The sequence below is a fragment of the Pseudomonadota bacterium genome (assembly GCA_008501635.1).
Taxonomy (GTDB): Bacteria; Pseudomonadota; Gammaproteobacteria; order QQUJ01; family QQUJ01; genus QQUJ01.
In genome coordinates this window covers 1-18222 of the sequence record QQUJ01000019.1, presented here as the reverse complement: position 1 = coordinate 18222, position 18222 = coordinate 1, and the positions used below count along the sequence as shown (strand labels likewise).

19 protein-coding genes are annotated in these 18222 nt (G+C 58.5%); 14 read left to right on the top strand and 5 right to left on the bottom strand.

Features of this window, described 5'->3' with window-relative positions; all coding sequences use genetic code 11:
* Positions 1 to 58: 58 nt before the first annotated feature.
* The 7 genes from DWQ09_12760 to DWQ09_12730 are packed head-to-tail and all read left to right on the top strand — an operon-like array spanning position 59 to position 6174.
* Complete coding sequence (locus tag DWQ09_12760; protein ID KAA3627373.1) at positions 59 to 532, top strand: DUF4040 domain-containing protein; 474 nt, start codon at positions 59 to 61, stop codon at positions 530 to 532.
* Positions 529 to 948: a Na(+)/H(+) antiporter subunit B gene (locus tag DWQ09_12755; GenBank protein KAA3627202.1), complete on the top strand. Its 420-nt coding sequence runs from the start codon at positions 529 to 531 to the stop codon at positions 946 to 948. The genes DWQ09_12760 and DWQ09_12755 overlap by 4 nt, the downstream gene beginning before the upstream one ends.
* A complete protein-coding gene (locus tag DWQ09_12750) occupies positions 945 to 1307 on the top strand; it encodes a Na+/H+ antiporter subunit C (protein ID KAA3627201.1) in 363 nt (120 codons plus the stop codon). The genes DWQ09_12755 and DWQ09_12750 overlap by 4 nt, the downstream gene beginning before the upstream one ends.
* Positions 1304 to 2785 (top strand): monovalent cation/H+ antiporter subunit D family protein, encoded by a 1482-nt coding sequence (locus tag DWQ09_12745; protein KAA3627200.1) that lies wholly within the window; start codon positions 1304 to 1306, stop codon positions 2783 to 2785. The genes DWQ09_12750 and DWQ09_12745 overlap by 4 nt, the downstream gene beginning before the upstream one ends.
* Positions 2782 to 4236, top strand: a complete 1455-nt coding sequence (locus DWQ09_12740; GenBank protein ID KAA3627199.1) for a monovalent cation/H+ antiporter subunit D family protein — start codon at positions 2782 to 2784, stop codon at positions 4234 to 4236. Before DWQ09_12745 ends, DWQ09_12740 begins: the two co-directional genes overlap by 4 nt.
* Complete coding sequence (locus tag DWQ09_12735; protein KAA3627198.1) at positions 4233 to 4481, top strand: hypothetical protein; 249 nt, start codon at positions 4233 to 4235, stop codon at positions 4479 to 4481. The genes DWQ09_12740 and DWQ09_12735 overlap by 4 nt, the downstream gene beginning before the upstream one ends.
* The gene (locus tag DWQ09_12730) at positions 4471 to 6174 is read left to right on the top strand and encodes a Na(+)/H(+) antiporter subunit D (GenBank protein KAA3627197.1); all 1704 of its coding nucleotides are present in this window, start codon (positions 4471 to 4473) and stop codon (positions 6172 to 6174) included. The genes DWQ09_12735 and DWQ09_12730 overlap by 11 nt, the downstream gene beginning before the upstream one ends.
* A 43-nt stretch (positions 6175 to 6217) precedes the next feature.
* Here DWQ09_12730 and DWQ09_12725 read toward each other — a convergent pair whose 3' ends face one another.
* Genes DWQ09_12725 through DWQ09_12715 form a run of 3 tightly spaced genes read right to left on the bottom strand, consistent with a single transcriptional unit; the run spans position 6218 to position 8170 of the window.
* Entirely contained in the window at positions 6218 to 6937 is a 720-nt protein-coding gene (locus tag DWQ09_12725; GenBank protein KAA3627196.1) for a DNA polymerase III subunit epsilon, read from the bottom strand.
* A gap of 14 nt (positions 6938 to 6951) precedes the next feature.
* Positions 6952 to 7392 carry a ribonuclease HI gene (locus tag DWQ09_12720; GenBank protein ID KAA3627195.1) on the bottom strand — a complete coding sequence of 147 codons (441 nt, stop codon included), beginning with the start codon at positions 7390 to 7392 and terminating at the stop codon, positions 6952 to 6954.
* Positions 7379 to 8170 (bottom strand): SAM-dependent methyltransferase, encoded by a 792-nt coding sequence (locus DWQ09_12715; protein KAA3627194.1) that lies wholly within the window; start codon positions 8168 to 8170, stop codon positions 7379 to 7381. The genes DWQ09_12720 and DWQ09_12715 overlap by 14 nt, the downstream gene beginning before the upstream one ends.
* Before the next feature lie 197 nt (positions 8171 to 8367).
* Here DWQ09_12715 and DWQ09_12710 point away from each other — a divergent pair, with 197 nt between their 5' ends.
* A complete protein-coding gene (locus DWQ09_12710; protein ID KAA3627193.1) occupies positions 8368 to 10011 on the top strand; it encodes a LysM peptidoglycan-binding domain-containing protein in 1644 nt (547 codons plus the stop codon).
* Between the two features lie 17 nt (positions 10012 to 10028).
* Here the strand turns inward: DWQ09_12710 and DWQ09_12705 are convergent, their stop codons facing one another.
* Both DWQ09_12705 and DWQ09_12700 read right to left on the bottom strand, forming a co-directional pair.
* Positions 10029 to 10862, bottom strand: coding sequence for a M23 family peptidase (locus DWQ09_12705; protein ID KAA3627192.1), 834 nt, complete (start codon positions 10860 to 10862; stop codon positions 10029 to 10031).
* On the bottom strand, positions 10862 to 12043 hold the full coding sequence (locus DWQ09_12700) for an alanine--glyoxylate aminotransferase family protein (GenBank protein ID KAA3627191.1): 1182 nt from the start codon (positions 12041 to 12043) through the stop codon (positions 10862 to 10864). The genes DWQ09_12705 and DWQ09_12700 overlap by 1 nt, the downstream gene beginning before the upstream one ends.
* A 144-nt stretch (positions 12044 to 12187) precedes the next feature.
* Here DWQ09_12700 and DWQ09_12695 point away from each other — a divergent pair, with 144 nt between their 5' ends.
* The 6 genes from DWQ09_12695 to DWQ09_12670 all read left to right on the top strand — a co-directional run bounded on the left by DWQ09_12695 (position 12188) and on the right by DWQ09_12670 (position 17978).
* Positions 12188 to 13003 (top strand): ferredoxin--NADP reductase, encoded by an 816-nt coding sequence (locus tag DWQ09_12695; GenBank protein KAA3627190.1) that lies wholly within the window; start codon positions 12188 to 12190, stop codon positions 13001 to 13003.
* A gap of 111 nt (positions 13004 to 13114) precedes the next feature.
* On the top strand, positions 13115 to 13966 hold the full coding sequence (locus tag DWQ09_12690) for an alpha/beta hydrolase (protein KAA3627372.1): 852 nt from the start codon (positions 13115 to 13117) through the stop codon (positions 13964 to 13966).
* Positions 13963 to 14295: a cupin domain-containing protein gene (locus DWQ09_12685; GenBank protein KAA3627189.1), complete on the top strand. Its 333-nt coding sequence runs from the start codon at positions 13963 to 13965 to the stop codon at positions 14293 to 14295. Before DWQ09_12690 ends, DWQ09_12685 begins: the two co-directional genes overlap by 4 nt.
* A gap of 183 nt (positions 14296 to 14478) precedes the next feature.
* Positions 14479 to 15762, top strand: coding sequence for a class I SAM-dependent methyltransferase (locus DWQ09_12680; GenBank protein KAA3627188.1), 1284 nt, complete (start codon positions 14479 to 14481; stop codon positions 15760 to 15762).
* A gap of 47 nt (positions 15763 to 15809) precedes the next feature.
* Positions 15810 to 16784: an NAD(P)/FAD-dependent oxidoreductase gene (locus DWQ09_12675; GenBank protein KAA3627187.1), complete on the top strand. Its 975-nt coding sequence runs from the start codon at positions 15810 to 15812 to the stop codon at positions 16782 to 16784.
* Between the two features lie 402 nt (positions 16785 to 17186).
* The gene (locus tag DWQ09_12670) at positions 17187 to 17978 is read left to right on the top strand and encodes an SDR family NAD(P)-dependent oxidoreductase (protein ID KAA3627186.1); all 792 of its coding nucleotides are present in this window, start codon (positions 17187 to 17189) and stop codon (positions 17976 to 17978) included.
* Positions 17979 to 18222 lie beyond the last annotated feature (244 nt).

The following is an 18222-nucleotide window of genomic DNA, read 5'->3' as shown; positions in this document are numbered from 1 at the left end:
TGTGCTGCTCTCCTTTCTGGCGGTGATCGCGATTGGCATCATCCGCTCGCGCAGCCTGATGGCAGCGGTCATACTTTCGGGGATTTACAGCTTGCAGAGCGCCGTGATCTTGCTGGCGCTGGATGCGGTCGATGTGGCGTTTACAGAAGCCGCGGTAGGGGCGGGAATTTCAACCGTGCTCCTACTGGCCACTCTCGGTTTGACGGGAAGCAAGGCACAGGAAAAAACCGGGCATACGATTCTGCCCGTTCTGGTCGTCTGCATCACGGGCGCCGCCTTGATCTATGGCACTCTGGATATGCCGCGCTACGGCGATCCGGGTGCACCCGCCCATCAGCACGTCGCACCGCGCTATATCGAGGAGTCTCCCAAAGAGATCGGCATACCCAACATGGTGACCTCGGTGCTGGCCAGTTACCGCGGCTACGACACTCTGGGCGAGGTTACCGTGATCTTTACCGCCGGGGTAGGCGTAATGATGTTACTGGCTGGCCGGCGCCGTAAATCGGACCGGAAGGAGGATCAGTCGTGATCCACCACATGGTCCTGCGCGCAGTTGCCAAGCTGCTGATCCCATTTATTCTGCTCTTTGCGCTCTACGTCCAGTTTCATGGCGAATACAGTCCCGGCGGCGGTTTTCAGGCCGGCGTCATCTTCGCCTCCGCTTTCATCCTCTACGGCCTGATCTTCGGTCTCGATGCAGCGCGCAAAGTCGCCCCTCTGGAGATTATTCGCGTGCTGATCGCGTTAGGCGTCTTGATTTTCGCTGGCGTCGGGGTCGCAACGCTATTGCTGGGTGGAAATTTTCTCGACTACAACGTGTTGGCGCACGACCCGGTGGCTGGCCAACATCTCGGTATACTGCTCATCGAATTGGGTGTCGGTACTACCGTAGCAGCGGCAATGATCACGATCTTCTTGTATTTTGCAGGACGCAGCAAATCGTGACCGACCTGCTGGGGCTGTACAACTACTGGATTGTGATCGCGCTGATGATGGCGGGTTTCTACGTCGTCATTGCTTCCGGCAATCTGATCAAGAAGATTATCGGCCTCAACGTCTTTCAGACCTCGGTCTTCATCCTCTACATCAGCATAGGCAAGGTTACCGGTGGAACGGCGCCGATCGTAGTGGAGGGTGCCGAGTCGGTGATCTATTCCAATCCCTTGCCCCACGTGCTGATTCTGACCGCTATCGTCGTGGGCGTCGCTATCACGGCCCTGGGCCTGGCCTTGGTAGTGCGTATCAAAGAGGCCTACGGCTCCATCGAGGAAGAGGATATACAGAGCCAGGATTCCGCTTCGTGAGTTTTGCGACACACTACCCCGTACTGCAGGTTGTGGTGCCGCTGCTCGCGGCGCCGCTCTGCGTCATTGTCCGGCACGGACCGCTCAGTTGGTTCATAGCCCTGCTGGCGAGCCTGGCGTCTCTCTTCATTGCCGCTTCACTGCTCGCGCAGACCCTGGATGAGGGCATCATCAGTTACGCTATCGGCGGGTGGGCTCCCCCCTGGGGCATTGAATATCGCGTAGATACCCTCGACGCCTTTGTGTTGGTGATCGTCGCTGCCATCGGTACGGTGGTACTACTGTATGCACGACGTAGTGTGGCAACGGAAATCGATGCGCAGAAGCACCATCTCTTCTACGCAGCCTATCTCTTGTGCCTGATCGGCCTGTTAGGCATCGCCATCACCGGTGACGCCTTCAATCTCTTCGTGTTTCTGGAGATCTCCTCCCTTGCCACCTACGCGCTGGTCAGCATGGGCAAGGATCGCCGTGCGCTGACCGCCGCCTATCAGTACCTGATCATGGGCACCCTCGGCGCCACGTTCTATCTCATCGGCATCGGCTTGCTCTATATGGTGACGGGTACGTTGAACATGGCGGACCTCGCCGAACGCCTACCCCCACTGTTTGACTCACGCACGGTGCGCGCTGCGCTCGCCTTCCTGACCGTCGGCATCAGCCTCAAATTAGCGCTCTTCCCGCTCCATCTGTGGTTACCCAACGCCTACACCTACGCGCCATCAGTGGTCACCGCGTTCTTGGCCGGCACGGCCACCAAGGTGGCGGTGTACGCGCTGATCCGGGTGATCTTTACCATCTTCGGCGTTGAGTTCGCACTGGTGGCCATGCCGCTGGATAAGATCCTTCTGCCGCTCTCGATGATTGCCATTTTGAGCGCTTCGATGGTGGCCATCTTTCAGGATGACGCCAAGCGCCTGCTGGCCTACTCCAGTGTGGCACAGATCGGCTACATCATTGCCGGTATCAGCCTCGCCTCGGTGACTGGCCTTACCTCCGCGCTGGTCCATTTGTTCAACCACGCGCTGATGAAAGGCGGGCTGTTTTTGGCATTGGGGTGCGTGGTCTATCGTCTGGGTTCCGCGCAGATCAAAGACTTAGCCGGTCTGGGGCGGTGCATGCCGTGGACGATGGCCGCCTTTGTCGGTGGCGGACTCAGCCTGATCGGTGTGCCACTCACCGCCGGCTTCATCAGTAAGTGGTACCTGGTGGTCGGGGCTTTGGAGAAGGGGCTGTGGCCGGTGGCGGCTATCGTGCTGATCGGGTCGCTATTGGCCGTAATCTACGTCTGGCGTGTGATCGAGACCGCTTACTTCAAGCCGTATGAGGGCAAAGCGACAGTGCGCGAGGCGCCGCTGTCGCTGCTGGCGCCCACCTGGCTGCTGATTCTGGCCAATTTTTACTTCGGCATCGATACCGACCTGACCGCCGGCGTGGCGCGTCAGGCCGCGCTGCAGTTGATGGGGATCGCGCCGTGAGCATCAATGCGCTCGTTCTGACCGCCCTCCTGCTGCCCTTCATTGGCGCTGGCGCCGTGGGTGCGCTCGGCCGCTGGCCCAATTTGCGCGAGGCGGCGACACTCATCACCGCTATAGCCACCTTCCTGGTAGTTGCGCTGATTTACCCTGCGGTCGCGGAAAATGCGCGCCCCGGTCTGGTGCTGGCCGAACCCTTCCCTGGGCTGCCCATCGCATTTCAGGTCGAACCGCTGGGCATGGTGTTCGGATTGCTGGCAAGCTTTTTATGGATCGTCACGTCGATCTACTCCATCGGCTATATGCGTGGCCACCATGAAGAGAATCAGACACGCTTCTATATCTTCTTCGCGATCTCCATCGGCAGTGCGTTGGGCGTTGCCTTTGCTGCCAACATGTTCACGCTGTTCGCCTTCTACGAGGTTTTGACCCTCTGCACCTTCCCGCTGGTGACTCATTCCGGCACCGAGAAGGCCAAGAAAGCGGGTCGTGTCTATTTAGGCATACTGATCGGCACCTCCATAGGCTTTCAACTACTGGGTATCGTATGGACGTGGACCATTACCGGCACACTCGACTTTCGCGAAGGCGGAATCTTCGATTCTTCGATCTCGGCAGGGGTTCTGGTCGTGCTGTTTGCGCTCTACGTCTTCGGCATCGGTAAGGCGGCGTTGATGCCCTTTCACCGTTGGCTACCGGCTGCGATGGTGGCACCTACGCCCGTCAGCGCTTTGTTACATGCGGTCGCGGTAGTGAAGGCGGGTGTTTTCACCGTGCTCAAGGTCAGCGTCTACATTTTCGGTATAGAGACGCTGCGCGACGGTCAGATCTCGCTATGGTTGCAGTACGTTGCAGCCTTCACGCTGATCTCCGCATCGCTGGTAGCGCTCACCAGGGATAATCTGAAGGCGCGCCTCGCCTACTCTACGGTCAGCCAACTCGCCTACATCGTCCTCGCGGCCATGTTAGCGAACGCCTGGAGCATTACGGGCGGCGGTATGCACATCGTGATGCATGCATTCGGCAAGATCACGCTGTTTTTCTGTGCCGGCGCGATCTACGTCGCTGCGCACAAAACCGAAATTTCCGAACTCGACGGCATCGGCAGGCGGATGCCGGTAACCTTGTTCGCGTTTTTCATCGGCTCGCTGGCAGTGATCGGGTTGCCTCCAACCGGCGGTGCGTGGTCGAAATGGTACCTGATGATGGGAGCCTTAGAAGCAGACCGCCTGGTATTGGTCGGCGTGTTAGCACTCTCCACATTGCTGAACGTCGCTTACCTGATGCCAATCGTCGCGCGCGGATTCCTTCTGCCGGCAAAGGACGGGTGGACAGGTGGCGTCCAGGAGGCACCCCTGTTGTGCGTCGCGCCGCTGTTCCTTACCGCGATCGGGTCGATCGTGCTGTTCTTCTACGTGCAACCGATCACCCAGCTCTTGGGGCAGATACGATGAAATCCAATCGCAAATGGTGGCTCGACGAGCCGCGCAATCGCGATAAATTGTACTACGCGCTGTGGGCGGTATGCGTGCTGATCATCATTCCCGACCTTTTCTACGATAAGCACACCTATCACGAGTTTGAGGCGTGGTTTGGCTTTTACGCGATATTCGGTTTTGTTGCGTGCGTGGCGCTGATCCTGCTGGCTAAACAGTTGCGCAAGCTGCTGAAGCGACCGGAGGACTACTATGATCGCTAGCTTCAGCACCCTGTTACCGCCCGGGCTGCTGTTAATCGCGGGCGCCATACTGCTACCACTGGTGCCGGCGCGCTTGAGCGGCGCCTATATGCTGATGCTTCCGGTGCTCGGTTTCCTGCAGTTGCTCGCGCTTCCGGCAGAAGCCTCGGTCACTATCGAATTGTTCGGCTTGACGCTCGAATTACTGCGGGTCGATCGCCTGAGTCTGCTGTTTGGCTACATCTTCCACATTGCCGCGTTCCTCAGCATCATCTACGCGCTCGGGATACGGGATACGATGCAGCGTGTTGCGGCGCTGATCTACGCGGGCGCGGCTATCGCGGCCCTGTTCGCTGGCGACTTGGTTACGCTGTTCGTCTATTGGGAGTTGACCGCAATTTCGTCGGTTTTCCTGATATGGGCGAGCCGCAATGAACGGGCGTATCGCGCCGGGATGCGCTATCTGGTGATTCAGGTGGGGTCTGGGGTGATTCTGTTTGTCGGCTTGTTGCTCCACTACAACGAGACAGGCTCAATCGAGTTTGACCACCTCGGGCTCAGCAGCATGGGTACGGCGCTAATTTTTGCCGCCTTTGGCATCAAGTGTGCTTTTCCGCTTATGCACAACTGGCTGCAGGATGCCTATCCTGAGGCGACCGTCACAGGTACCGTGTTTCTATCGGCGTTCACCACCAAACTGGCCGTATATACTTTAGCCCGCGGTTTCGCCGGCACCGAGATGCTGATCTGGATCGGTGCCCTCATGGCCGCGTTCCCGATCTTCTATGCCGTCATCGAGAACGACCTGCGCCGCGTGCTGGCATACAGCCTCAATAACCAGCTCGGCTTTATGGTGGTCGGTATCGGTGTCGGCACCGAACTCGCGTTGAATGGCACAGCCGCGCATGCTTTTGCTCACATCCTCTACAAGGCGCTATTGTTCATGTCGGTCGGTGCGGTGCTGCTGCGCACTGGCACCGCGAAGGGATCGGAACTCGGCGGTTTGTACAAGTCGATGCCGTTGACAGCCGCCTTCTGCATTGTAGGCGCGGCTTCAATCTCTGCGTTTCCGTTGTTCAGCGGTTTCGTCAGCAAGTCGTTGATCATGAGTGCAACCGTCGACAACGGCTACCTGTGGGTGTGGCTGGTACTGCTGTTTGCATCGGCCGGCGTCGTCGAGCATGCCGGAATCAAGGTGCCTTACTTCGCTTTCTTCGGCCCTGACAACGGCACACGCGTCGCTGAGGCCCCAAGGAGCATGTTGATCGCGATGGGTCTAACCGCGTTCCTTTGCATCGCGATCGGCGTATATCCGGCACCGCTCTACCTGATCCTGCCGTACGCAACGGATTACGACCCCTATACGGTCACTCACGTGGTGACACAGTTGCAACTGCTGTTGCTCGCTATATTGGGTGTCGCGGTACTGATGCGCACCGGCCTCTACCCGCATGAGCAGCGAGCAATCAACCTCGATTTCGATTGGATCTACCGTAAGGCGGCGCCAATAGCGATCAGCACTATGGTTGCGGTTGCCGCGCCTGTCGACGCTGGCTTCAGACGGGGTGTCATCAGTCGTTTCAACCGTCTGGTTGACGGCCTCTTCCGTCATCACGGACCGCGAGGCATATTGGCGCGGACCTGGCCTACCGGGAGCATGGTGCTCTGGGTGGCGATTCTGTTGGCGAGCTACCTGATCATTTATTATCTTTGAGTGACCGCTCCTCCCGGTTTTACACGGACTGAATCCGCTGTCGCTAGCGCGACGCCTCGCGCCACACACACTGACCTCCGGAAGCCTCTTCTATGGCATCGAGCCGCGTCTCGTGCGCCGCCAGTTCTTCCATCGAGGCGGCGACCACCAGCAGCGGCGGCCGATCGGCGGGCAGTCGCCGGATACCTGTCGTGGTCTGCCCCCCTTCGACTCGACCGGCGGAGCGATCCAGCGACAACGTTGCCTGTCCGCCGGTCATGGTCAGATAGACATCGGCGAGTATCTCGGCATCCAGCAATGCACCGTGCAATTCGCGTTGTGAATTATCGATCTCGTAACGCTTGCACAATGCATCGAGGCTGTTGCGCTGGCCGGGATGCCTATCGCGCGCAAGCGCCAGGGTGTCGATTACCCGGCAGCGTGTGGCGATGTCGCTGAGCACGTGTTCGATACGCTGCAACTCGTGGTTGATGAAACCCAGGTCGAAGGGGGCGTTGTGAATGACTAACTCGGCGTCCCCAAGAAAGCCGAGAAACTCATCCGCTACCTCGTCAAAGCGTGGCTTGTCCGCCAGGAACTGATTGGTGATGCCATGGACCTCGATAGCACCCTGGTCGATCTCACGATCCGGCTGCAGGTATTGGTGATAGGTATTTCCCGTGGGTCTCCGATTGATCAGCTCTACGCACCCGATCTCTATGATGCGGTGCCCCTGAGCCGGCTCCAAGCCAGTGGTTTCGGTATCGAGCACGATCTGTCGCATATCTGGTTCCCTCGCTACACGGCAATGAGTTCGTCGATGCCGCGATTGGCCAGTGCATCGGCACGCTCATTTTCAGGGTGCCCTGTGTGCCCGCGCACCCACTCCCAGGTGACCTGATGCGGGGCAAGTGCAGCATCAAGCCGCTGCCACAGATCGACATTCTTGACCGGCTGTTTAGCAGCGGTTTTCCATCCGCGCCGCTTCCAGTTTGCCAACCACTCGGTAATGCCCTTCATGACGTATTGTGAGTCGGTGGTGATATGCACCTGGCAGGGGCGCTTCAACGCCTCCAGACCAGCGATTGCCGCCATCAGCTCCATGCGGTTGTTGGTGGTTTCGGATTCTCCACCGTATAGTTCCTTTTCGTGCTGATTCAAGCGCAGGACAGCACCCCAGCCTCCCGGTCCCGGATTGCCGCGGCATGCGCCGTCGGTGTATAGCTCAATTCGATCCACTCTTACGGTAACTCCTGGTTGTGGGCTCGACCAGCCCCGGCATCAGTGTTCTGCGTCCCTTCCAACGCATGCGAATCGGCGTCAGTGTTGCCACCCGTTTGCGCGCGAGTATGACATAGCCACCGCCAAAGAAGGGCCAGAAGCGCCGCCCGACGCGCTCCATGAACTGCAAGCGTTTCTGCAGTCTTTCATAGCGCAACGGTGGCCGGAAAAAAATGGGCGCCTCATAGGTGATATCAAATCCGAGCAGCGCCAACCAGTCCTTGACACGGGTCGGACTTACGAAGCGCAGACACCACGGGACGCGCGCACCACGTTTGAGAAATAACCGCCAAAGCCCCCATAGGCTCCACGGATTGAAGCCAATGATCAGGGCGTGCCCTTCGGGTATCAGGATGCGATCCACTTCGCGCAAGACCTGATGCGGATCGGATTCCAATTCGAGGGTATGGGTGAGGACCACGGCATCGATACTGTCGCTGGCGATTGGCAGGCTATCGGCACGGGCAAACATCCCCGCATCCCCCACTCTGTTCTCGTGGTCGGCGTCGATCACCAGCCGGTGCTTGATCCGGCAACTTTTGAGCAGATCGCGTTCTCGGCCCAGGGATCCGATCTGCAGGATGTAGTAGCCGAAGACGTAGGGAAGCAGACCGTCCACTTCATTGCGGGCTGCCGCCAGCAGCAGCGATCCAGGTGCCCGCCGATACCACGCGCGCATACGGTTGCGTACCGCGCTGCTGATGGAGGTTGCACCGACGCTGCCGTTACCCTTCATTCGATTTCAAGTACCTCAACCGCCGTGCACCCAGACCGCCGTTGTCTATCGCTACAGCGCCTATTGTACACAGGGCGCCCTGGCGCGGTGGGGACGATAAACCACTTATGCCCGCGTGAACCAGTGGGTTGACCTTAAGTAGCAATCTCTCTATCGTTCCGATAGTTACCACGCTTAGTTCAAGGGCGACAAGAATAATGCAGATGGGACATGGACACTGGGGATTGCTGGTGCTGGCGCTGTCGCTGAGCGGTTGTGTGGCGCTGCAGCCCACGCAAACGGAGGCGCTCCAAACCAGGGTACCAGAACCCGAAATGCAAACCCCCCTCCCCGAGGCCTTGGCCATCGCCGATCTTGAACTCATGGCAGCGCCTGGCGAGGTTTGCTCGCCCGATGTTCACCTTCATCTCAGCGAAGGTATCGAATGGAACTTATGGGATCGGGTACGCGGCGGATTTTCATTGCCCTTCGAGGCCAATTCGCGCATCGATGTTGAACGGCAATGGTACACCAAGAATCAGGCCTATCTGGACCGGGTGGCCGAGCGCGCTGAACCCTACCTGCACTTCATCGTCAGCGAACTCGAACTACGCAATATGCCCGCCGAGCTGGCGCTGCTGCCTATCGTCGAAAGCGCGTTTCAACCCTTTGCCTATTCCGCGGGGCGCGCGGCCGGAATCTGGCAGTTCATTCCGTCGACCGGGAGGATTTTCGATCTCGACCAGAACTGGTGGTATGACGGACGTCGCGACATCGTCGCTTCAACCAACGCCGCACTCGACTATCTGGAGAAGCTGACCGGTTACTTCGATGGCGACTGGATGCTCGCTCTAGCCGCCTACAATTCCGGTTCCGGAACCGTACGAAAAGCGATTCGCAAGAACAGGGCCCGCAACAAAGCGACAGATTTCTGGTCTTTGGACCTGCCCAAAGAGACACGAACTTACGTACCGCGCCTGCTGGCCCTGCGCGATCTCGTCGCAGATCCAGAAGCGTACGGCATGGTGTTACAGCCGATCACCGATCAACGCTATTTCCGCATGGTGGATCTGGATTCGCAGATCGATCTCGCCATGGCGGCAGAGCTTGCGGAACTGCCCATCGAGGAGATCTATCGCCTCAACCCGGGTTTCAATCGTTGGGCGACCGCACCTGAAGGTCCGCACCGTTTAGTGCTACCCCTTGAAGCCGCAGACCGGTTCGAAGATGAGCTTGCCAATGTTCCCCAGGAAGAGCGGGTCACGTGGAAACGACACCGGGTAAAAAGCGGCGAAACGCTTGGCCAGATCGCCCGCAACAACCGTACCACGGTGGCGGTATTACAGCGGGTCAACAGCCTTCGCGGCCACATCATCCGCGCCGGTCATCACCTGCTGATTCCTGTGGCCAGCCGGGCGTCAGCGAGCTATACACTGAGCGCCGATCAGCGGCTTAAAAGCATTCAATCGACACCACGCGGCAGCAACAAAGTGGTCCATACGGTCGCTGCAGGCGACACACTGTGGGATATCAGCCGCAGCTACCAGGTCTCGGTGAGCGCGCTGGCGCGCTGGAACGGTATGGCACCGAGGGATCCACTGAAACCAGGCCAGAAACTGGTCATTTGGCAGCAGTCTGGACTGCAGAAAACCGCACAAAGCACCCCCAATCACGAGGGCCGTATTCAACGTGTCAACTACACCGTACGTCGCGGTGATTCCCTGGCGCGCATCGCGCAGCGTTTCCGGGTGAGTGTCAGCAAACTGCAGCAATGGAACGGCATCAAGAAGGGCGCCTATCTGCAACCCGGTCAACGCTTGACCTTATTCGTGGATGTCACCCGTCAATCGGGCAGCGCATAACACCCCATCATCCCCCGTTACCGCTCCGGCATTGATCCCACCAGCAACTGGGGATCGATGCGCACATCCCGCAGATTCATCCGCCAGTCGAGATGCGGGCCGCTCACCCGGCCGGTAGCGCCGATCTCGGCGATTTTCTGACCTTGCTCTACCCTGTCGCCTTCCCGCACCAGCAAGCGGCTGAGATGCAGGAACGACGAGGAGAGACCGCGACCGTGATCGACAATCAGAGTGCCACCGGAGAAGAACATATCGGGGTGAGCCAAAGTCACGATTCCCGCGGCCGGTGCAACCACGGTGGTACCCACCGGCCCTGCCACGTCGACCCCATAATGAGGCCGCCGCGCCTCGCCGTTCAAAATTCGCTGACTTCCGTAGACACCCGTGATCCTTCCTCGCGCCGGCCAGACAAATCCCCTCCGATAGTCACTACGCTCATCGCGTTTTGCCCTTGCCCTCGCCACCAGGGCGTTTTCAGCACGGATGCGCTCAAGGTCAGTCGCGCTCGGCGTAACCTGCCGCGGCGGCAGACCATCTATGCGCTGGATATCATACTGGCGCTGCGTGACGGGTATGACACGGCGCTCCCGCGAACCGTCGGGATAGACGATATCGATCCGGGCGGCAGGGGCGGCATCCCGTGCAAAACCAAGCAAAAACTCCCCGGACGCCGAGACCCTCAATCGTTCGCCTTCGAAGTGGATCTCGGTCTCCGGGGGGGCCTTCCCGACCAGCAAGCCACCCTGCGTCTGAGGCCCGACGAGGGATACGGATTGCGCCCAAACGGGCGAAATCAGAGTGACCGCCAGGAGCACTCCAACCGTCACGGCATTGCGGGCGACTCGATTCATCAACGGGTAGCGCTGAAAACACTCTCGGCGGCAGCCACCGAACCGCTGCCGCGATTCAGGACCGCTTCCAACGCCGCCAGAGTGTAGAGCACGTTGCGCGGGGTTGCTCCGTAGCCCATCACGCCAATGCGCCATACCTTACCTGCCAGCGCTCCCAGACCTGCGCCTATCTCCAGACCGTATTCGTTGAGCAGACGCATGCGCACCTGCGCCTCATCGACGCCATCAGGCACAATCACAACGTTGAGCTGCGGCAGTCGCTCACCCTTCGGCACCAACAGTTCCAGGCCCAGGGCCTCGAGGCCGGCACGCAGACCGCGGTGGGCTCGCGCATGTCGAGTCCAGGCGTTCTCCAGCCCTTCCTCCCTGAGAAGTCGCAACGCCTCATGCAGCGCATACAGAGCGTGCACCGGGGCGGTGTGGTGGTAGCTGCGCTTGCCTTCACCGCTCCAGTAGCCGGCGATGAGACCAATGTCCATAAACCAGCTCTGCACCGGTGTCTTGCGGCTGAGTATGGATTCCAACGCACGTTCGCTAAAACTGACCGGGGCGAGGCCTGGTGTGCAGGAGAGACACTTCTGACTGCCTGAATAGATCGCATCGATACCCCAGGCATCGACCCGCACCGGCAGGCCACCCAGCGATGTCACTGTGTCAACAACGGTCAGACATCCGTGCTGGCGCGCAATGCCGCAAAGGAGCTCGGCGTTGGAACCGGCGCCTGTGGATGTTTCGGCGTGGACAAAGGCAACCACCTTGGTGTCGGGATTGGCCTTGAGCGCGGCCTCAAGCTTCGCAGGATCGACGGCTCGGCCCCATTCGTCATCGACCACCACCAACTCGCCCCCGCAGCGGGTAACAATCTCCGCCATACGCCCTCCGAAGACGCCGTTGCGGCAAACCACCACCTTGTCGCCCGGTTCAATCAGGTTGATGAGACAGCACTCCATCCCAACGCTTCCCGGCGCAGACAAGGGAAACGTAAGGGGATTCTCCGTTTGGAAGGCATACCGCAGCAGCTCCTTAACCTCCTCCATCATCGCCTGGAAACTGGGATCGAGATGCCCGACCGTGGGTCGTGACAGAGCGGCAAGGACCCGTGGATCGATATCCGACGGGCCGGGTCCCATCAGCATGCGGGCGGGTGGTGCAAACGAGCTACGGTTGTCTGAAACGGTCATGCAGAACTCCCAGTCAGTACGATTCAACAATGCCAGGGCGGCGGGCAAAGGGCGTATTATCTCGGAGCATGCCGCATTCGCCAACCGCCCGACAGCTGTTATTATTCCGAGTTGTTCACTCAAGCAAGAGAAAGGCCCCGCATCGTGACCCAACAGGCTTTGGATTACAACGCCACCCTGATTGAACGTTTCGATATCACGCCCCGCCTGGCGATCTTTCGCGTCAAACCCGATGAGGCCGACTACCCGTTCGCTGCCGGGCAGTACTCGGTATTGGGCCTGAAGCGCTGCGAGAAAAGACTCGGCGAAGCCGATCCTGAAGAGGACGACGGACGCGATCCGCAGCAGATGATCCGCCGTCCCTACTCAATCTGCTCGGGTACGCAACAGCACGAGCTCGAGTTCTACGTATCGATGCTGTCGGGGGGTGAGCTGACGCCTCGTCTGTTTCAACTGAGACCAGGGGCGCGCCTCTTTCTTGGCCCGCAGGCCCGTGGTTTTCTGACCCTGGAGAATATTCCCACCGATACCAATCTGCTGATGGTGGCAACCGGCACGGGTCTCGGTCCCTACATCAGTATGCTCCGAACCCACGCCTACCAGTTCCCCGCCGACAGGATCGGCATTATTCATGGCGCCCGCTACTCGTGGGATCTGGGTTATCGACCCGAACTCGAGTCGTATGCCGCACGCTTTAAGAACATTCGTTATCTGCCAACCATCTCGCGCCCCGATGTCGATCCCGCCTGGGGCGGCGATCACGGCCGCGTCCAACGGTGGCTCGAGGCACACGATTTCGAACAGCGTTTCGGCTTTCCGCTGAGACCGGAGTCCTGCCATGTGTTTCTGTGTGGCAATCCCGGGATGATAGAAGAGGCCACCACCTTCCTGACGGGATTGGGTTACGTTGAAGCAACGCGCAAGCAGCCCGGCAATCTCCACGTTGAAAAGTACTGGTAGCAACCGCTCGCAGAGGTCGCATTTTCGTCTGTCGCCGCACGGTCAAAGCTTCACATTGACCGCACCGTAACGCATCATGAGCCCCTTGTTCACCCATCGTCTTGTGCTGTGCTGCAGACCTACCCTACCAGTGACCAACTAACCCAGACCGTCGCCGTTCAGGGAGAGGGCCCGGCCATACTCTTTCTCCACGGCTGGACCTCAAACCACCGCGAATGGCTGGGATACGCCGCACCATTGAGCGACACCTTCGGTACCTACTGCTGGGATGCGCGCGGTCACGGATCCCACAATCCGCCCCCCCCTGGGCCGGTCACCGTGCAACGCATGGCGCAGGACGTCGACGATCTGATTCAGCACTTTGACCTCGATCACCCACTGCTGGTAGGCCACTCCATGGGAGCGCTGACTGCCTGGGAGTACATACGCCAGTTCGGCAGCCATCACCTTGGTGGGTTGATTGTAGTCGATCAGTCCCCGAAGCTGATTACCGAGGAGGATTGGCCGCACGGGATCTACGGCGATTTTCCGTCCGCGCGCAATACCAACTTCATAGCCCGTTGTGAAACTGATTTTGCCGAATCGGTGCTGCTCCTGGTGGCGGAGGGCAACAACACCATGGCCCAGGAGGAATATGCGGCGGATACCGATCGCATGCAACGCACCCGATCCTACCTGCAAAACCTGCAATCGGGACCATTGATCGAGGTCTGGAAAAGCCTCACTCACCAGGACTACCGCGACGTGCTTCCAGAAATTGTTGTGCCGACACTGCTGATTCACGGTGACGAAAGTCACTTCTACAGTGTGGAGGTGGCTGAGTATGTCCGCCAACACATCCCCCAAGCCATCCTGCATGTCTACGAGGGAACCGACCATTCACCCCATCTGTGGCAGCGTGATCGGTTTCTCGAAGATCTGCGAACTTTTGCCCACCACACCGCCGGGAGGCATCACCCATGAGCGAGCATTACTTCACTCCGGAGCTACTTGCCCGGTTTTCCGCCGAAAAGATGAAGAAGATCAATCTGCATAGCTCCGCCCATCTGTTTTGTGATCTCTATTGCTTGCAACCCGGTCAGGCCCAGAAGGACCATGCCCACGATGACAGTGACAAGGTCTATTGCGTGTTGAACGGAAGGCCAACAATCCGTATTGGTGATGAGTATCGGGAGCTAGGGGCTGACGATGTCGCGATCGCGCCCGCTGGAGTCATACACGGTGTGCGCAACGAGACCGAGGAGAACGCCGTATTGCTGGTCATCATGGCACCGCCGCCCTCCGGCCACTGATCGGCTTCCCCTTATCACCGGGGCCCCTTACCCGGGGTCCGCTCGATTTCCTTGATTGGCCAACGATCCCTCTTGCGAGACGGGCCAACCTGGCCTAGCCTGATAGCGGAGCGATATCCTTCGAGGTATCTTTACAGACGTTGTGTAGCTTGAAACCAAGGCGATGAAGGAGGAGGCACGCCTATGAAGCACAACAAGACCTATCTTGATATTCCGCTATTCTCACACCCCAGCACCAGTGACGCGCACACGTTCGCAGAAACTGATCAGTCCGGCGTCTGGCCACTGGAGACCTGGCTGCTCACACAGCTGCTCAATACGATCGGTTCCCCGTCCATTGCGATAACGCTATGGGATGGCGAAGAGCACTACGCTCCCGCCGCCGGGGCACCCGTAGCGCGTATGCTGGTGAAAAACCGCCCGACGTTGTGGCGACTGTTCACCAATCCGAATCTCAACTTCGGTGACGACTACAGCCGCGGAACAATCGAGATCGATGGCGATCTGGTCGATTTTCTCGAGGCGCTGTTTCGTGCCCGCGCAAAAGCCCATCGGCCGAGTCCCATACAGCGGTTTTTCACACGTGGCCGTGCCCGTTCGCGCCGCAATACGCTGGATGTATCCCCGGAAAATGTCCACCATCACTACGATCTCGGGAACGATTTCTATCGTCTCTGGCTCGACCGGGAGATGGCCTACACCTGTGCTTACTTCCCCACTCCCGACGCGACCCTGGAGGAAGCACAACTCGCCAAGATGGACCATGTCTGCCGTAAACTGGACCTCAAGCCCGGCGAAACAGTGGTCGAGGCGGGCTGCGGATGGGGTAGCATGGCGCGACACATGGCGCTTCGCTACGGCGTTACCGTACGCGCCTACAACATTTCAGCGGAGCAAATCAGGTTTGCTCGCCAGCGGGCCAAAGCGGAAGGATTCGACGATCGCGTGGAGTACGTGCAGGATGACTATCGCACCATTAGCGGGGAATATGACGTCTTCGTCTCCATCGGGATGCTGGAGCATGTGGGGATCGAGAATTACGCCGCTCTCGGCGCACTAATCGATCGAGTGCTGCATAGCAATGGCCGGGGTTTGATTCACACCATCGGTCAAAACCGGCCCGAACCGACGAGCGCATGGACGGAGCGCAGGCTCTTCCCCGGCGGTTACGCGCCGACGTTGCGGCAAATGATGGATATCTTTGAAGGGCCGGGCCTCTCGGTAATCGATGTGGAAAACCTGCGCTTGCACTATGCCTTGACGCTCAATCATTGGCTCTCGCGCTATGAGCGGAACATAGGGCAGGTCAGCGAATCGTTCGACGGGTTTTTTGCCCGTGCTTGGCGTCTCTATCTGGCGGCATCCATTGCCAATTTCAACGTCGGCTCGCTGCAACTCTATCAAGTACTGTTTGCCAGAGCGATGAAAAACGACGGAGCCTGGACCAGAGCGCACCTGTATCACTAGAACACCATCCGTTCGAACTGAACACCGAACATCATGATCGAGCCGACATGCACACAACCGAGGTTCTGATCGTAGGCGGCGGACCCGCAGGATCCAGTTGTGCATGGCGTTTAAAGCAGCACGGTATCGACTGTCTACTGCTCGACCGCGAGGCTTTTCCTCGGCTCAAACTATGTGCCGGGTGGATCACGCCTCAAGTTGTCAGCGACCTGGAGCTAAATATTGCCGATTATCCCCACAGCTTTCTCACCTTCGAGACAACGGTCGTTCACCTGTATGGAATGAGCTTCAGGCTCACGGCACCGCAGCACTCGATACGCCGCATCGAATTCGACGACTGGTTACTGAAGCGTTCCGGAGCCCCGATGATCAATCACGATGTACGCACCATCAAGGAAGTTGACGGCGGCTACCTTATCGACAATCAATACCACGGCAAGTACCTCATCGGCGCAGGAGGTACGCGCTGTCCTGTATACCGTACGTTCTTTCGACAACACAATCCCCGCGCCAAGACGTTACAGGTGGTCGCTCTGGAGCTGGAATTCCCTTTTCACTGGCGTAACGGTGACTGTCATCTCTGGTTCTTCGAACACAGGTTGCCAGGCTACGCCTGGTACGTGCCCAAAGCGGAGGGGTACCTCAATATCGGGATTGGTGGAATGGCCACGCGGTTGAGTGACCGGGGTAGTGACATTAAGGATCATTGGTCACGTTTTACCGAAAAACTGCGAAAATCCCGATTGATCCCTACAACAGAACTCGAACCAAGCGGCTACAGCTATTACCTGCGTTCCGAGATTGATACCCCCCGGCTAGGGAATGCATTCGTTATTGGCGACTCTTCCGGATTGGCGACGCGTGATATGTGCGAAGGTATCGGTCCGGCTATCCGCAGCGGCTTGCAGGCAGCCGATACGATTGCAACAGGAACGACTTTCGATCTCGAACCGGTATCACGAACCAGCTTGAACCACCGTCTTGCTGCGAGGTTTCTCGAGTATCGATTTTGCAGAGCCTGACAACGCCGATTTGCGTTCGGTTCAAGCCACCCGACTGACACCGATGGCAGACCTACATCACAGGGTGCCTGCAAGTGTACCGCTACACATCAGCGGCTGTCTCCAGACCGATAAACAGATCCGAGTCTCCAGCCCGGATTAGCTAGAACCTGTCTCAAAATCCCGCGCGAGCTGTGCCGGGTAGCGGTCATGGTTGGTTCGACTGCTTACCCGTTGCTTCGCCGCACACGCAATCCCCTCAATCGAGCTCACAGTCCAATTGTGAAACAAGGCTTATGATCGGCCCGCATTAGTCTTTATACTGCCACCCTTTGCCTGAACCAGGTTTTTCGGTACCTTTAGCGCACCGCGCCGGTATACCCGCAACAGGTAGCATGCGCACTTCAAGAAGGGAACAACAAGATGGGTTTTCTGGAAGGGAAAAAGGCCCTCGTCGTCGGCGTGGCCAGCAACCGATCCATCGCTTGGGGTATCTCCCAGGCCATGCGTCGCGAGGGTGCGGAACTGGCGTTTACCTATCTCGGCGACAAGTTGAAAGGTCGCCTGGAGCAGATGGCTCACGAATGCGGATCAGAGATTGTTTTGCCCTGTGACGTCGCCAGCGATGAACAGATCCAAAAAGTCTTCGACAGCTTGAAACAGATCTGGGGGCATGTGGACATCATTGTGCACTCGGTCGCCTTCGCCAACCGTGAAGAACTGGACGGCGATTTCCATATCTCGACAACGCGCGAGGGTTTTCGTCTGGCCCATGAAATCAGCTCCTACAGCTTTACGGCGCTGGCAAAAGCCGGGTTTCCACTGATGGAAGGTCGAAGCGCTGCGATGCTGACCATGAGCTACCTCGGCGCGGTACGCTCCATCCCGCATTACAATGTGATGGGTTTGGCAAAGGCGAGTTTGGAGGCCAATGTACGTTATCTGGCTTACTCCATGGGTCCAAGCGGGATTCGTGTCAATGGCATCTCCGCCGGACCGATCAAAACGCTGGCAGCAGCGGGCATCAGCGATTTCCGTAAACTACTGGAGCACAACCAGCAGTTTTCACCGTTGAGACGGAATGCAACCATTGAGGAAGTAGGGAACGTTGGCGCCTTCCTTTGTTCAGACTTGGCCTCCGCCGTAACCGGCGAAATAACCTATGTCGATTGCGGTTACAACATCACTGCGATGGACATCGCCGAAGAAGGATAGCAGTTCCTGAAACAAGAAGGCCGCCCCCATCGCCGGGGCGGCCTTCCGCCAATCAGTTTATATTCGGGCAAGCCTCGGTGACCGCCATCAGACACCCCCGCCCTGCTGACTAGAACCTATCTCATACATGGTCGCCCCTATTTGCCAAGCCCCCAAGGTAGTGATGGTGAGGAGGTAGAGATTGCAGCCATACATCCGGACTTTGTCTGAGGTAGATACCCCTGTCCCTGATGGAATCCGCTGA